This is a genomic window from bacterium, assembly GCA_021372515.1.
Taxonomy (GTDB): domain Bacteria; phylum Gemmatimonadota; class Glassbacteria; order GWA2-58-10; family GWA2-58-10; genus JAJFUG01.
In genome coordinates this window covers 19,205-35,468 of record JAJFUG010000145.1, presented here as the reverse complement: position 1 = coordinate 35,468, position 16,264 = coordinate 19,205, and the positions used below count along the sequence as shown (strand labels likewise).

The window sequence follows — 16,264 nt, the reverse complement described above, 5'->3', positions numbered from 1 at the left end:
GAGCACCACCGCCGTGGCCGGGGTGACAATCCACAGCCGGTTGGCCGGGTCGACCGCCATGTCCAGCACGCCCACCTGGCCCAGGGCGGTGGTGAACGAGCTCACCTGGCGCGGGGCCAGGCCGCCCTCGAACCCGCCGGGGATCACCCCCAGGCCGCCGGTCTGGTAGCCGATCCAGATGTTGCCAAGGCCGTCCGCGGCCACGCAGCGCACGGCCCGCTCGGAAAGCGCCCCGGCGTAGCTGCTGAAGGTGAGGTTCTTCGTGTCGAAACGCTCCAGACCGCCGGGCTGGTTCTGGTTGAACTGGCTGCCGACCCAGACTCCGCCGGAGGAGTCGAAAGCCATGTCGCCGCGGATCACGCCCATGGAAAGCGGGGTCTCGTTGGCGGTGTATGTCTCCCAGTGGTCATCCGTGCTGTCTGCCGTGCCGTGGTCATCCAGGATGTTGAACCCCCCGCTGCCGATTACGGTCGGTCCGAACCAGGTGCCCAGGTACATCCGTCCGTCCGGCCCGGCGTTGAGCGAGGCGATCATGTTCATGAGCAGGGGGCTGTTGGCCTCGCTGAAATGGGTCCAGAGGTTGCCGTCCCAGCGGTTCACCCCCACCGCGGCGCGCGGCGTGGCGTCGCTGGCGCTGGAGCACCAGACCGTTCCGCGGCTGTCCACGGCCACGCGGGTGAGCAGATTGTAGAGCGGGCCGGGGAAATTGAGCGCGCTGTACCCGCCCGCCTCGGGCAGAAGCAGCCCGGCGCCGTCCGTGCCCGCCACCGGCAGGCCGTCAGTCTCCAGGGAGGGGCCCAGGGTCGTGACCGCTGCCGGTGCTTGCGCCTCGCTCCAGCCCTGCGCTCCGCGCAGGTAGAGATGGCCCCCGGCGGCCAGGGCCAGGCGCGGGGAAGCGGCCTCCGCCTCCAGAGAGCGCAGGGCGGTCACCGCGCGGCGGCCGTTCGGGGCGTTGTCCGGGATGAAAAGCTCGCCGGCCATGACTTTGACCGTATCGCGCCAGGCGGCGTACAGGGAACCGTCGGCTGCGGCCTCCACCGCGGTCACACCCAGCGCACCCACGCCCTCGGACGCGCCGAAACGACGCAGGGAACCGTCCGCGCTCAAGCGCCACAGCCCGGTGCTTGAGGCGAACCAGACCGCGCCGTCCGCCGCGCAGGCTATATCGTAGACTACGGCGTCTTCCAGCAGGATCCGGCTGCCGCTCACCGGGCTTACCGTCCCGTCCTCCAGGCTGAACTGTCGCGCTCCGGAGCCGGTGCCGGCCCAGAACTGAAAGTCATCGCTCCCGGCGGGGCGGGCCAGGCATAGCACACGCTCGCCCGGCAGGCCGTCGAACGACCCGGCGCGGGTCCAGCGCCCGCTTCCTGTGCCGAGGATGAGGCCCATCTCCTCGCTGCCGAGTATCAGAGAGCCGTCCGGCATTACCAGCAGGGCGTTGAGGTCGGTGGCGGGAAGGCCTTGGTTGCGGCCGAAAGAGCGCCACAGGTGGCGCACGGTGTCGTAGCGGACCAGCCCCCCACCGGTGGCGCACCAGAGCGCGGTCCTGTCCGGAGACATCTCGGCGGCCCGCACGCGGTTGGTCTCGGCGAACTGGGTCCACTGGGCGGCGAGGCCCATCGGCAGGGCGAGGCTTAGCAGGATGAACAGCGTTGCGGTTCTCATCTCTGGCGTCCCCCCGGCTGCTGCCCCTGAGGCTTGCGGCCTGTCTGCGCTCCGGCCGGGGCCTCTTTCTTGAACGTGAATTCCTTGCCCGGGGCCGCCTCGCTCAGACGCAGGCCGGCCTCGTTGGCCAGGGGGCCGGGTTTGATCCAGTAGCGGGCGTCCGGCTCCAGCGGCGCAGCCGGGCCGAGCAGCACACGGTGATGGTCCAGGCTGTCCAGGTGCGCGGCCTGAATCTCGACCCTTTTGCCGGCGGAGTCCCCGGCGCAGAGCCTGAAAGACGCGGGGTCGAACGTTTGCAGGCTGTCTAAGTAGTCATCGAACGCCAGGCCCAGGCGCAGCGAGTCTATCACGCTGACCGTGAGCAGGAGCGGGGCGGTGGTGTCGGCCAGGGCCAGGCGCAGGTCGAGCACAGTCGGTTCGGCGCTCGCAGCGGCCAGGGTGTCCAGACCCTCCTCGCGGCTGAAATCGAAACGCCGGTTGCGGTTGCGGTCGTGGTAGGCGTTGAGCCGGAAAGAGCCGAAAGGAAGGTAGGGCAGGCTCCAGCGGCCCGAGGAATCGCTGCGGCAGTCGAAAGCCAGGCCGGTGTCGGCGGCGGAGACCGCGCAGATCAGCGCCCCGATCACCAGGGAGTCGCGATAGAACACCCGCCCGCTCAGCCGTCCGGGCGAGAAACGGCTCCCGGTGGAGAACCAGCTTTCGAAAGCGCTGTCGGCCTTGACCCGGTGCAGGTCGGTCAGGCCCGGCTCCAGGCTCACCCGGTAGGTGATATCGGCGCGCAGGCTGTCGGCCGGGCGAAGGTGCACGGTACGGCCCTGCCAGTCGAAGAACAGCCGCCCGGCCGCGGGGGTCAGGTGGATGAGGCGCTCGGCCTCCTGGTGGCGCACACCCTCGCTGAACGTGAGGCTCACCCGGCTGTGACGGTCCACGCCGGTGGAGTCCGGGGCCGGTACGATGCTTTCCACCCGCGGCGGGGTTTTGTCCTCCGGCCCGCCGGTGGGCGCGCCCATCCGGGCGCAGGCCGCGGCGAGGACACAGAGGGTCAGGGCGAGATTGAATTTGATGCCACTGCGCATCGGTCATTCCCCGTGGTATGATTGCCGGAACGCACGGCCGGGAGGCAGCTTCAAGCACAGGCTAATCAAGATACAGGTAAGCGGCGCTCGCGGCAAGTCAAACCCAGGCCCAAAAATCTTGATAACGGTGGGGAAAGGTGTATCTTGAATCGTTCACGAGCGGTCACAAAAACCACACCCATCGCAGTGCTCCCCTTAAACCGGAGTATTCCCAAATATGCCACAGTTGGATAAACAGAAAAAGAAAAGGCTGTTCAGACGGCTGCTGTGGATGTTCTGCCTGGCGTTCCTGCTGAGCAACGGTCCGGGTCTGTACCTGGTGAACTACCCGCTGCTCATCGGCGGGATACCGATACTGTACCTCTGGGGCCTGTTCGGCGCGATAGTGCAGATCTGGATCATAACCTACGCCTATCTCAAGCTCTGGCGGGATGAGACCGAGGTGGACATCACACCGCTGCAGGATGAGCTCGCCTCCGGGAAGGGGGCCGGCCGATGACACCGTTGATCGTAATATCCATCTACATCCTCATCACTTTCATCATCGGCCTGGTGGCCTGGTGGCGCGGCCGGGTGACAGCCTCCGATTTCTACATCGCCGGGCGCAGCCAGGGTTTCATCGTAACCGCCCTGGCGATCATGGCCACCTTTTTCAGCTCGTTCGCCATGCTGGGTGCCCCGGGCATGCTGTACAAGGGCGGCATCGGGTTCGTGTTCTTCATGCTCAACGTCCCGATCTGCGGCGCGCTGATCTGGATCCTGGGCAAGCCGCTCTGGGCCCTGGGTAAGCGTTTCGGCTACATCACCCCCAGCGACCTGGTGGCCGACTATTACCAGAGCGACGCCCTGCGCGTGCTGATTTCGCTGCTGGGCATTGTCTACGTGATCCCCTACGCCGTGATCCAGTTCCAGGGAGGCGGCTACCTGTTCGACGTGATAACCAAAACGAGCGATGTGCACCTGGGGTTCTTCCATCTTTCCGGCGGCATGGTGACACTCGGCTCCTACACCACGACCAGCTTCATCGCCGGGGCGGTGTTCCTGGCCTCGATCACCATGGTCTACACGATCATGGGCGGGATGCGGGCGGTCTGCTGGACCAACGTGTTCCAGGGCGGGCTGCTGGTGATCGGGATGCTGCTGGGCGGGATAATCACGGTGTACCTGCTGGGCGGGGTCGAGGGCTTGTTCCATCAGGTGGCGGCTATCCAGACCGACACGATCCCGAAGGACAGTTTCATCACCCTGCCCGGGCCGGCCGGGATGTACCCGGTGATGTACATCTTCACTTTCACCCTGGTGGCAAGTTTCGGCACCATGGCCTCGCCCAGCCAGTGGATGCGCTACTACAGCGCCAAGGGCCCCTCGGCCCTGCTGCGCAGCATGCTGATCTTCGCGGTCGTGCTCACTGCCTGCTACGTGTTCGGCACGGCTTTCATCGGCCTGGGCGGACGGGTGCTGTTCCCGGATGTCACCCCGGACACGGTGTTCCTGGAGATACTGCACAAGTACCTGCCCCTGGTGCTGGCCAGTTTCTTTGTCACCACGATCATGGCCGCGGCCATGAGCACGGCCAACGGCAACCTGCACTCGTTCGCCGCGCTGATCACCCAGGATCTCTACGTGCCGTTCTTCCGACGCAACGCGGGCCAAAGCGAGCTGGTCTGGGTGGCGCGTTTCCTGATCTCCCTGGCCAGCGTGGTCTCGCTCTGGATCGCGATCCAGCCGGATATCGGCATGATCGTGCAGATCGGGCTGATCTCGATGGCAGTGGCGATGCAGATGTTCCCGGCCCTGATCGGGCCGCTGTGGTGGCGCGGCCAGACCCGCGCGGCCACGATCTGGGGGATCGTGCTGGGCATGGCGGTGCTGCTGGTCACGTTCAAGCCCGCCTGGTTCGGCTTGCCGTTCAAGACCAGCCCGCTGGGGATCCATTACGGGTTCTGGGGCGTGATGGTGAACCTTATGACCGTGCTGGTGGTGAGTACGTTCACCGCCAAGCCGGCCAAAGAGGACATCGAGCGGTATCATGCTGTGCTGAAACAAATCGGGTGAGTCCGAGACCGTTGTGAGATAAGGAAAAGGCCGCCCGCAAAGGGCGGCCTTTTTCAGGTTAGTCCGCCTTGAACGCGGGAACGGAATTTTCATCACGAGGCCCTGTTTCCTCTTTTTGTCTGCCCCGCGTTCGATTGGCGGCCTAAGCTTTGAAAACATGCAGGGAGGAACCTTTATGGATCGTCACGGATTAGGCCGGCTGCTATCGCTGATCCTTCTGGCCAGCCTGTGTGCAGGCTTGTTTCGCCCCCTGGCCGCCCAGGGCCCCGCCGGGCGCCGTCCACTGCCTTTCCTGGACCAGGCGGCGCAGGATTCCTCGTTCCTGGCTTTCAGGAAAAGCCTGGTTGCAGCGGTCAGGGCGAAAGACGCCTCGGTGATCTACGCCTGCCTTTCGCCCGAGGTGTTCTACAGCTTCGAGCCGTTCAAGGGCACGGCGGGGCTGACGGAGAAACTTCAGCTCCAGCGGAAGGACAGCCCGTTCTGGGGCGTGCTGGACACCCTTCTGGCCCAGGGAGGCGGGTTCATCCGGCCGGGGCTGTTCGCCGCGCCCTATGTGCCCTTTTCCTGGCCCAAGGAGCTGGATGGGGAATCCTATATCGCCGTCACCGCCGCCCAGGCCCCGGTGCACAAGACACCGGATGAGCGCGCTCCGCTGGCCGGACAGCTCTCCTGGGAGATCGTCCGCCTGCTCCAGCCGTGGGACGGGAACTCGGCCTGGGCCTGCGTGGTCCTGCCCGGGGATGGCCAGGGTTTCCTGGCCAAGCGTTTCTGCCGGGGCGCGGTGGACTGGCGAACCGGGTTCGAAAAGCAGCCGGACGGCGCCTGGAAGATGAAATTTTTCCTGGGACGGGACTGAATCACCCGGCCGGGTTGGCTTGAGCCGGCTTTGACTGGAGCCGGCATCGCTTCCGGCCGGTATTTTCATTTCGCATTCCGGAGACTGAGGAGAACAGAAGATGAACTCACGCGAGCGTGTCCTGGCCGCGGTGGAGCACCGCACCCCCGACCGCCTGCCGATCGATTTCGGGGCCACCCGCCAGAGCGGGATAATGGCCTCGGCCTACCATGCGCTCAAGCGACATCTCGGGATCGGCGGGGGACGGACCTACGTGTTCGACCTCTACCAGATGCTGGCCGAGGTCGAGCCGCCGGTGCGCGAACGGATGCACTCGGATGTTGTCGCCCTTCGGATGCACGCGGTGTCGTTCGGCCTGCCGGAGGAGGGCGAGCGCGACTGGGTGCTGTGCGACGGCACCCGGGTCAAGGCGCCCGCCACGTTTCAGCCGGAGGTGGAGCCGGACGGCTCGTTCCTGATCCGCTCGCCCGGCGGCGAGCCGCTGGCCCGCATGCCCCGGGGCGGCTACTATTTCGACAAGCTGGTCAAGGGACCCGGAGCGGCGCATGTGGACCCTGAGCGCTGGAGCATCCCCGAGCTGCCCGAGACCGAGCTGAGTCACCTGGAGGCCCAGGCCGCGCTCTGGCGAGGCTCCGGTTACGCCGTGGTGGGCGAACTGCCCCAGGTGGAGTTGTTTTTCGGCTCCGGCGACGGTGGGTTCGATGACTGGATGGTGACCCTGATGACCGAGCCGGAGTATGTGCGCGAGCTGAACGAGAAAGCGGTCGAGGGCATGTGCCGCAATTTCGACCTCTACTGGCAAGCCACCGGCGGCGCGTTCGACATCGCCAAGTTCAACGACGATTTCGGGATGCAGTCGGGCGAGATGGCCGCGCCAAGCCTCTACCGCGAGCTGATCCTGCCTTATTACGCCAGGTATATCGCGCACATCAAGCGCACCGCGCCCGGGCTCAAGATCATGCAGCACTGCTGCGGCTCCATTTTCAACCTCCTGGGCGACATGATCGACGCCGGGGTGGAGATAATAAACCCGGTGCAGACCAGCGCGGCCGGCATGGACCCGCAACGGCTGAAGGACACCTACGGCGGACGGGTCTGTTTCTGGGGCGGGGGCGTGGAGAACCAGGGTGTGCTGCGCTGGGGCACGCCGGAGGATTGCGCGGCCCAGGCCGCGGAGCGGGTGAAGATTTTCGGCGCTGGCGGCGGGTTCGTGTTCAACACGATCCACAACATCCAGGCCGGCACCCCGCCCGAGAATATCGTGGCCGCGTTCGACACGGCGTGGGAGAAGGGGGTGTACTGAAGTATTTGGTCATAGGAAACAAGCAACGAGCAGCCCCGCGGGAAGAGATTCCTGCGGGGCTTTTTTGTGGACGTGAGCGTGCCCCACGGCGCGGACGGCGTTATGCGGGCGTTAATTCAGATTGCAAGTGTAGTTAGTGTTAGGATTTATGTATTCGATATAATATGTGATAAATGATATTATTGAAAGATAATTAACAGTCTTCTAATGAAAAATATCTTGACACTAATATCCCGATAATCTTATAATTAGGTGTATTCTCCCGCCAGGTGAATGTTGTTCCACATGGAACCCTGGGTTTTTCGAAAACTCAGGGTGACATCATACCTGGAAAGGAGGAGCCATGCCTGCCATAGTGTTCCCTTACTCGTCTCATAAGTCATTCCGTACCGATAATCCTGTTTGTTTCGTCCGCAGGATTATTCCCCATCTTACCGCCAGGTCTGTTATAAGGGTTGCCGCTTTTTCGGCTTTCACATTTACAGTCGTGGAAAGGAGGAAGCATGGGGCATTAAGAATGACACTATATCTGTAATAATGGCTTTTGCGTGCGGTCAGAATGTTTTTGCCTGTAGCGCTACTCCTGACAGTGAGGAACACCATGCAAAGCGTAAATCGATTTTTCGGGATGTTCATTCTGTCTTTATTCGCCATATGCGTCTTGGCGTTTGGTGAGTTGGAAGCTCAGTACAATCCACAGGTGGTATGGATTAAAAATGCTTCAGAAGGCGTCATAACGCAGGCTTTATTCGCTCCATCAATCGGAGAGGATGGCGTCCTGTACTTTGGAGGAGAAAGAACATACGCTTTAGGCAAAGACGGAAGTGTAATTTGGGATCCTCCATATATTGCGAAAAGCTTTTATACAAATATCGGATCAGACGGGTCACTTTTTTTAAGTCATCTTAATTCACCTTATCTTTATTGCTATAATTCGAACGGTACTCAAAAATGGCAGCGGCTTGTACCGGGAACTGGTTATGCCGCCGGGCCGCCCGCCGTGGATGAAGAAGGAACTTGTTTTTTTGCATGCTACCTAAACGATTATGTTACGGACACTACGATTGTAGCAATTAATCCTGATGGAAGCACTAAATGGCGAAAGTACAATATTGGAGGTATTGCATACTGTTATCCTTCCCTGGATCGGAACGGGCATTTATTCGTTGCGACTTACCCTGACCCCTTATATAACCCTGGAAAAGTATTTAAGCTGGATAGGAGTAACGGTACAGTGCTATGGACTGGCAATTTTACAACCACCTCACGTGCCACAGTGGAGGTTGTCCTTCCAAATGATAGTATCGCTTTGATTTCTACGATCGCAGGTGAATTGTTTGCCTTTGACCACACAAAAGGATCGAGCAGCCCAATCTGGTCCAGAAGCTTTGGAACAAAATGGCTCAGCTCACCTACAGTGGACTCCGACGGAATAATTTACGTCACTGCTGGGGACGATAGGAAACTGCATGCGATAGATCCATCATCTCCGCAGAGCGATCTATGGTCTTATCAGTTCAGCGACACGGTTGTCACTAGTTTCGATGGACCGACGATTGGTGACAATGGTACGCTTTATGTTTCTCATAGTAACAAACTGTTTTGTTTTTCGTCTTCAAGCCACTCTTTATTGTGGACTTATAATCTGCCCGGCCCATATCATCTTATAACTTACGGTATATCTTTAGACTTTGATGGTACGATTTACCTGTGCCATGAGCTTTCGGGTGGATGTATGGCAATCAGAGAAAACCTTACTGCGTCGACAGGCCTGGCTGGAGGTGGATGGCCTAAGGCGCGGGGCAATTACAGGAACAACGGTATGGTGACGCCTTCTTTTTATGTTAATCCCCTGGCTATTGTTTGTGACACTACGGAGACATCAGGGCAGAGCCAGAAGACATTCAACATAGTCAACCCCGATGATGCCACCCTTACCATCGACACAATCTACTGTGCTCAGGGAGTGCACTATACTGTCAGCACCAGATCGGGAAGTGTACCGGCAAATAGTTCACTCCAGGTGACTGTGCAGTTTTCTCCGCAGAGCGCAGGGCTGTATCTGGATACAGTCAAAGTAGTCTCCGGATCTATTATTCGTAATGTATATTTATCAGGGGTGGGCACATTCACGCCCGCGCCCGAGATTTCCATCTGGCCCACTTCTTTCGATTTCGGCGAGGTGACAGTGGGCGTCACGGCCCGCGACACCCTGACCGTCCACAACACCGGCACGGCCAGCCTGAGCCTCAGCAGCCTCTATGTCACCAACCCGGCGGTCTGGTCGGTCAGCCCCGCCTCCGGCTCGGTGGCAGCCGGGGACAGCCTGAAAGTGGCCCTGGCTTTCAGCCCCACCGCCCACGGCGCGCAGAACGCCCTGCTCTGCATCCTGAGCAACGACAGCGATGAGGACAGCCTGGCCGTGCCGCTGGCCGGCAGCGGCAAACAGTGGCTGTTCAAGCCGGACACTGCCACAGTGCGCCTGGGCGAGACCGCCCAGGTCGGCCTGTTCATGGACAACACCGGCACCGCGGTGTCGGTGGGCCAGTTCGTGGTCAGCGCCAGCCCCGCGGACAAGGTCATGTTCCTGGACGCTGTCACCACCGGCCGCACGAGCGGCTGGAGCGTGGTCGATTCCACGGCCACGGGCGGTGGACGGTTTGTCGTGTTTTACGAGGGCTCCGGCGGAACAATCGCCTCGGGCAGCGGGAATATCCTCACCCTTTCCTACGCCCTGACCGGAAACGCGGTCCGCCACGACACGATCACCCTCAGCCTGAGCCACGTGCTGATCGCCGACGGCTCCCTGGACTCGGTGGGGTTCACCCTCGGCAGCGGCCGGATAGTGGTGGCCGGCTGCGAGATGCCCGGCGATGTGAACAATGACGGCCGCGTGAATGTCCTGGACCTGGCCCTGATCGTCAAGTTCGCGCTGGGCACCCAGTCGCCCACTGATGAACAACGGGATTGCGCGGACATCAACAACGACGGTCTGATCAATAACAACGATGTGACACTTTGCGTTAACCTGATCCTGGGGACCGGCGGCACGCTGCTGGCCGCGGCCGGCGATCTGCCGGTGGACATGTCGGCCGAGGAGGTCAAGACCCTGCTGAGCGGGCTCAAGGCCCTGGGCGTGGAGCCGCAGAAGATCGAGCAGGTCTCGCTGATGATGGCCTCCGCCGGGATGGCGGCCAGTCTGCCCAAGGCTTTCGCCCTGGCGCAGAACAGTCCCAACCCGTTCAATCCCTCGACCACGATCAGCTACCAGGTGCCCGATGGCCGTGAGGTCCAGGTCCGCCTGGAGGTGTTCGACCTGCGGGGCCGTCTGGTCACCACCCTGGTGGATGATCTGCGCCCGGCTGGCACGTACTCCGTGTTCTGGGACGGCACGGACAGCCGTGGCGGCAAGGTGGCCAGCGGCGTGTACATGTACCGTCTGCGGGCCGGCGATTTCACCCAGACCCGCAAGATGGTCCTGCTGAAATAGGTTATCCAACCCTTAAACGATGTTTGACGCGGGAGGGGAAGCCTGGCTCCTCCTCCCGCGGGCGAGGTAAAGATGGTATATAAGATCAAAGCTATCCTGAGTGGATTGCTTCTGATCGTATGTGGAGCAGTGCAGGCGCAGAACAGCCTGTATCTCGACAGCCCGAGCGTGGACGCCGGCGACACGGCGACCCTGCGCCTCAGCCTGAAAAACGATCAACCCGTGCGCAGCGTCCAGTTCGACCTGGTGCCCGTGCCGGGCGCCGATCTGACTTTTCTGGAAGTCAAAGGGTTGAGCGCGGTCAGCGGCTGGACCGTGGCCAGGGCGCTGCGAAAGGACACGCTGCGTGTGATGCTGTACAAGCTGTCTACCGAGGCGATTGCACCGGGCGATACTGCCCTGTTCGCTCTCGAATACGCGGTGAAGGACGGCGCGTATTCCAAGAGGGTGCAGTTTCGCCTGATGGGGATAAACCTGGTGGATGTCCAGGCGCAGCCATTGCCGGCGCTTGGGGTGAACGGCGCGCTGAGGATCGATGGCGTGCCGCCGATCCCCGGCGATTCGGACGGCAACGGCAAGGCGGACGTGTTCGACCTTCTATTTCTGTTGCGGGCCTTGTCCTCACAGCGGGACGACAGCGGAGGGTTGAACGATTTCAACGCGGATGGGCGTATCGATGTGTTCGACCTGCTGGCCCTGCTGAATGTCCTGTCCCACAAGTGAGCCGGGACCCGGTGCCTGGTTGCGGCTGCCGTCTTAAGACAAAGCCCCGCGGGAATCACTCCCCGCGAGGCTTATTTGTTTATCCGCCGATCTTTCCGGGCGCTCAGCTTTTCTTTTCGGCCAGGTACTGGTGTATGGCCTGGGCGGCCTTGCGTCCCGCGCCCATGGCCAGGATCACCGTGGCCGCGCCGGTCACGATGTCCCCCCCGGCGAACACTGCTGTCTTGCTGGTGGCCCCGGTGGCCGGGTCGGCGCTCACCGTGCCGCGCCGCCCGAGCTTGAGGTCGGGCGTGGACTGCGGGATCAATGGATTGGGCACGTTTCCTATCGCCACCACCAGCGTGTCCGCCGGGACCACGAACTCCGAGCCCGGCACCGCCACCGGCCTCCGCCGCCCGGACTCATCCGGCTCGCCCAGCTCCATGCGCAGGCACTCCAGGCCGCTCACCCAGCCCTTGCCGTCATCCAGCACCCGCACCGGGTTGCAGAGCAGGCTGAACTCGATACCCTCCTGCTCGGCGTGGTGGATTTCCTCGATCCGGGCCGGCATCTCCTTGCGCGAGCGGCGGTAGATTATCGAGACTTTCTCGGCTCCCAGGCGCAGCGCGGTGCGCGCCGCATCCATGGCCACGTTGCCGCCGCCCACCACGGCCACCCGGCGCGAGAGCGCGATGGGCGTGTCGTAGACAGAGTCGAAGGCTTTCATCAGGTTGGAGCGGGTGAGGTACTCATTGGCGCTGTACACGCCGTTGAGGTTCTCGCCCGGGATGCCCAGGAACATGGGCGCCCCGGCTCCGGAACCCACGAACACGGCGTCGTAGCCGCCCTCGCCCAGCAGCTCGTCTATGGTGTCCAGCTTGCCGACAACCGAATTGTATTCGAACTTAACGCCCAGGCGCTCCAGGAACTGTATCTCGCGGCGCACGATCTCCTTGGGCAGGCGGAACTCCGGGATGCCGTAGACCAGAACTCCGCCGCCGCGGTGCAGGGCCTCGAACACCGTGACCGCGTGTCCCTGGCGCACCAGGTCGCCGGCCACGGTAAGGCCGGCCGGGCCCGAGCCGACCACCGCCACCCTGTGCCCGGTGGGAGCGGCGACAGGCGGAAGCTCCACCTGGCCGGAGCTGCGCTCCCAGTCGGCGGCGAAACGCTCCAGGCGACCGATCGCTATCGGCTCGCCCTTGACCCCCACCGTGCAGAACAGCTCGCACTGCTCCTCCTGCGGGCAGACCCGTCCGCAGATCGCCGGCAGAAGGTTCTTTTCCTTTATTTTCCGGGCCGCGCCCTGGAAATCGCCCTGTGCTATCAGGCCGATGAAGGCCGGGATGTCCACCTCGACCGGGCAGCCGCCCTCGACCGCGCCGGTTTCGCGGTTCAGCTTTCCCACACTGCACGAGGCTTTCCTGCACTGCATGCAGCGGCGGGCCTCGGCCACGGCCTGCAGCGGCGTGTAACCGTGCGGGACCTCGCGGAAGTTCCTGATCCGCTCGGCCGGGGGCTGCTCGGGCATGGGCTGACGGGGCAGCTCCCAGGGCTTGGCGTTCGGGGCCGATGACGGCTCGTGGGCAGCCGGCGCGGTCGCCTGCTCCGCGGGCAGGGAGTCGATCTGGGCTTCCAGACGGCAGGGATCCTCCGGCGAGGGGTGGCGTTCGGCGAACTGTTCGCGCGCCTCCCGCTCCTGGCCGATGTACATGCGCTGACGGTTGACCAGGGTGTCCCAGTCCACCTGGTGCCCATCGAACTCCGGCCCGTCCACGCAGGCGAAACGCGTCTCGCCCCCCACCGAGACCCGGCAGCCGCCGCACATCCCGGTCCCGTCGATCATGATCGGGTTGAGGCTGACCAGGGTGCGCACGCCCCTCTCACGGGTCAGGTCGCACACCGCGCGCATCATGGGCGCAGGTCCTATCGCCAGCACCTGCCCGACCGGGTTGCCGGCGCTCAGCACCTCGTCCAGCACCTGGGTCACAAACCCGTGCCGTCCGTAGGAACCGTCATCCGTGGTGACATGCAGCTCATCGCAGGCCTGGCGCATCTCCTCTTCCAGGATCAACAGCTCTTTGGTGCGCGCTCCGATAACGCCGATCACCCGGTTGCCGGCCTCGCGCATGGCCCGGGCGATGGGCAGGGCCACGGCCACGCCGATGCCGCCGCCCACCGCGGCCACGGCGCCCACTTTCTCGATATGCGTGGGCTGGCCCAGCGGCCCGGCGACATCCCAGACCTCGCCGCCCTCGGGCAACTGGCCCAGCTCCAGGGTCGAATGGCCGACCATCTGGAATATCACGCGGATGGTGCCGCGCTGCGGGTCGCTGGCGGCTATGGTGAGCGGGATGCGCTCGGCCTGCTCGCGGGCGCGCAGGATCACGAACTGTCCGGCTTTTCTCTTGCGGGCGATTTTGGGGGAGAGTATTTCCAGGCTGACCGTGTTGGGTGCGATTATCTTTTTACTCGTGATTCTTGCCATCGAGGGTTCTCCCGGAGCACAGCTTGAGATTTTCGTGTTCGATTTGGGTACGAGCGGCCGGATTGCCTGGGGAATACGGCTTTAAGCGATGGGACCGGGCCGCGGGAAAGGGCTGAATATAATGCGATAACGAGGACAGGGCAATGAAGGAGAAGCGGATAATCAATGTAGAGAGATTAGTAGTCTTTCTCCTTAATTTATATTACGTGTAGTAAATTAGATATTAATCTATTTTATGCAAAATGAATGGTTGCAAAAAGTATAACATTAATGATTGAAAGGTGATTTCGCAAGATCTATAAATTGGATTAAAGCTGTACAATCAAGCCTTAAATCATCTGTTTGACAGCTATTACAGCAGTATCTATTCTATGGCATTCGTTCATTTGGGTAGACAGACAATCCTATCAAACGATTGTTGTGAAAGTGTCAAGCTTTTCAAGAAGCGGAATAATGCACCTATTCCTAAGAATTTCTCTTGTGTCCTTATTGACAGCGCCGTATTTAACTATAGAGGCCCACTGTGACCGAAGGTCAATGCAACCTATCGTTGTGGGGATGCCTACTGTACCCTCAGTCCCCTTCTCATCAAGTAATATAGGAATAATATGGTTTTTGCGCCCAGACTTTGTCATGATGTCTCTTTCATACTTTGTCCAGACCTTCTCGCTGTAATTTGCATCAAGAAATACAAGGTAGTATCTACAAGATTCTTTATAAATCCTTTTTAGAGTATTTTCAAGATCGAGCGCAAGTAAGAAAGATTGCTGGTCATAGTCGTAGAATGTAACAACATCTTCATTCTTTAATTCTGTATTAATTGTCTCAACTATCAGACGCACTTCACCCGCAAATGAGAAACCAATGTCATAAGTATATAGTTTAGAGTGTTCGACGTTATCAGGTTCTATGCCTATTTCTCGATAGAGATCACTTATTTGCAAATTAGAGAGGAAGTACCTGAATAGTGGATCCTCTATCGAGAAACCTGAATCTGACTCGAAAGCAATGTGTTTTCTCATATCTATGTTTTTTGAAGGATCCCAAATTACTTCAGCAATACGCGAACGAATTGCCTTGAGTCCTGGTTTTCGTCTGTCTGGAACTAAATTCAATATTTTATCAAAAGTTACAACCGAGTCAGGAACCTTCGCCAGAGCAAGAAGAAGCTCTAGATATGGCTTGTTCCCGCCAGGGCGCCACTTTTTACCTTTGGCAAACGTTTTGGCGACGTGCATATAGCGTTGAGAAAGTTCAGACATAAGGCGTTGACGGATTCCGAGTAAATCAAATGAAAGAATTTTCACCTCGTCCTGTGTTTCGTGAACCTCTTTAACTGCGCATACTTTGCTGCATATATATTGTGCCAGCCAAAAATTACCAGCACTTTCACCCAAGAGGATATCACGATCCTCAAATAAAATATTCAATGCTATTTCACCTTCGGTTATAAGCTGATCTATCTCATTATCACTTGCTTTTGTTACCTTATATGAACCTAGTCGAGGACCTAGATCATATGCATCAGAAAGCAGTGATATTCCGCTTGCTGGGATACCAATTAATATTGCTTTGGGCGGAGACGATTGCTCATATGCACGATCGCTTAGGCGCTTTAGGTTACCGCCTATTTGCATCCTTCGAGTAACTGATAACAGGTGAAAGTCGTCTATAACGATCATCGGGCAAGATGGGGATACGCTGTTTGAGATGCATTCAAAGAAATTATTTATTTGTATCTCGGCATTGGCGTCTCGACAACTTACATAAAGAAAATCAGTTCCATTTGTCCACTTAAGATCTTCAAAAATCTTATATATAACACAAGTTTTGCCAGTACCTGAAGGTCCTTCGATGAGAAGGTGCTTACCTGGTTGCTCAACATCAGCACGTACTTCACCGTAATGCGCCGGTTTGACATATGTATATTGAGGTAAACCTATGGTTTTAAAAACTTCAACAAGTTTCTTTTTCCCGTTCATACACTATTGCCTTATTTTGTGGATTGTTAAGTTGTGCACAATAAAGACTGGGACTGATTATCAATCTGAGACATTTAAATGATTGTTGTAGTCGAGTTGCATTGCCACAATAAAGTATAATTTAAATTACGAATAATACAATGGTCATCCACATAGATGTTAGACCAATACTCAGAGCGATTCAATTGTTGATAATCCCATACGCCTCAATCCGCCTTAAGCTGCTCCGCGATGCTCTTTGTCCGCTCGGTCAGGGTGTCACCGGTGTGACGGGTGGTCTTGGGCTCGATCAGGATTATCTCGCAGCCCTCCTCCGACACCGGGTTGTGGGGCGCGCCCTGCGGCACCACAAAAAAATCCCCCTCGCTCAGCTCCACTGTGCTGCTTTCCATTTCGATACGCAGGTTTCCCCTGAGGACCAGAAACATTTCATCCTCATCCGCGTGACGGTGCCAGGCCAGCTCGCCTTTGATCTTGACCAGCTTGATGTAAGTGTCGTTCACCTCACCGACCACGCGCGGAGACCAAAGCTCGACAATCTTATCCAGACGCTCTTTCAGGTTGACGGCCTTGTCTTTCATCTGTGTCCCCTCCCACGGATCGGATTAAAAACGGGCCCCGCAGGGGTAATTCCCGCGGGGCCCTCAGGT

General features: G+C 59.6%; 11 protein-coding genes. 6 read left to right on the top strand and 5 right to left on the bottom strand.

Features of this window, described 5'->3' with window-relative positions; genetic code table 11:
* Together LLH00_13795 and LLH00_13790 are read right to left on the bottom strand one after the other, a co-directional pair.
* Positions 1-1,665, bottom strand: a 1,665-nt coding sequence (locus tag LLH00_13795; GenBank protein MCE5272346.1) for a hypothetical protein, incomplete at its 3' end; no start/stop codon positions are given.
* Positions 1,662-2,738 carry an Ig-like domain-containing protein gene (locus tag LLH00_13790; protein ID MCE5272345.1) on the bottom strand — a complete coding sequence of 359 codons (1,077 nt, stop codon included), beginning with the start codon at positions 2,736-2,738 and terminating at the stop codon, positions 1,662-1,664. The genes LLH00_13790 and LLH00_13795, both read right to left, overlap by 4 nt.
* 217 nt (positions 2,739-2,955) lie before the next feature.
* Between LLH00_13790 and LLH00_13785 the strand changes: the two genes are divergently transcribed.
* The 6 genes from LLH00_13785 to LLH00_13760 all read left to right on the top strand — a co-directional run bounded on the left by LLH00_13785 (position 2,956) and on the right by LLH00_13760 (position 11,165).
* Positions 2,956-3,237, top strand: coding sequence for a hypothetical protein (locus LLH00_13785; GenBank protein ID MCE5272344.1), 282 nt, complete (start codon positions 2,956-2,958; stop codon positions 3,235-3,237).
* Positions 3,234-4,793 (top strand): sodium:solute symporter family protein, encoded by a 1,560-nt coding sequence (locus LLH00_13780; protein ID MCE5272343.1) that lies wholly within the window; start codon positions 3,234-3,236, stop codon positions 4,791-4,793. Before LLH00_13785 ends, LLH00_13780 begins: the two co-directional genes overlap by 4 nt.
* A 175-nt stretch (positions 4,794-4,968) precedes the next feature.
* A complete protein-coding gene (locus LLH00_13775; GenBank protein ID MCE5272342.1) occupies positions 4,969-5,649 on the top strand; it encodes a hypothetical protein in 681 nt (226 codons plus the stop codon).
* A gap of 100 nt (positions 5,650-5,749) precedes the next feature.
* Positions 5,750-6,952 (top strand): hypothetical protein, encoded by a 1,203-nt coding sequence (locus LLH00_13770; protein ID MCE5272341.1) that lies wholly within the window; start codon positions 5,750-5,752, stop codon positions 6,950-6,952.
* A gap of 628 nt (positions 6,953-7,580) precedes the next feature.
* A complete protein-coding gene (locus LLH00_13765) occupies positions 7,581-10,442 on the top strand; it encodes a choice-of-anchor D domain-containing protein (GenBank protein MCE5272340.1) in 2,862 nt (953 codons plus the stop codon).
* 72 nt (positions 10,443-10,514) lie between these two features.
* On the top strand, positions 10,515-11,165 hold the full coding sequence (locus LLH00_13760; GenBank protein MCE5272339.1) for a hypothetical protein: 651 nt from the start codon (positions 10,515-10,517) through the stop codon (positions 11,163-11,165).
* A 103-nt stretch (positions 11,166-11,268) separates the two neighbouring features.
* On the opposite strand, the gene gltA is transcribed toward LLH00_13760, so the two are convergent.
* The 3 genes from gltA to LLH00_13745 form a co-directional block, all read right to left on the bottom strand.
* Positions 11,269-13,632 carry an NADPH-dependent glutamate synthase gene (gene gltA, locus LLH00_13755; protein MCE5272338.1) on the bottom strand — a complete coding sequence of 788 codons (2,364 nt, stop codon included), beginning with the start codon at positions 13,630-13,632 and terminating at the stop codon, positions 11,269-11,271.
* Between the two features lie 407 nt (positions 13,633-14,039).
* Entirely contained in the window at positions 14,040-15,614 is a 1,575-nt protein-coding gene (locus LLH00_13750; protein MCE5272337.1) for a TIR domain-containing protein, read from the bottom strand.
* A 206-nt stretch (positions 15,615-15,820) separates the two neighbouring features.
* Positions 15,821-16,195, bottom strand: coding sequence for a cupin domain-containing protein (locus LLH00_13745; GenBank protein ID MCE5272336.1), 375 nt, complete (start codon positions 16,193-16,195; stop codon positions 15,821-15,823).
* Between the last annotated feature and the right edge of the window lie 69 nt (positions 16,196-16,264).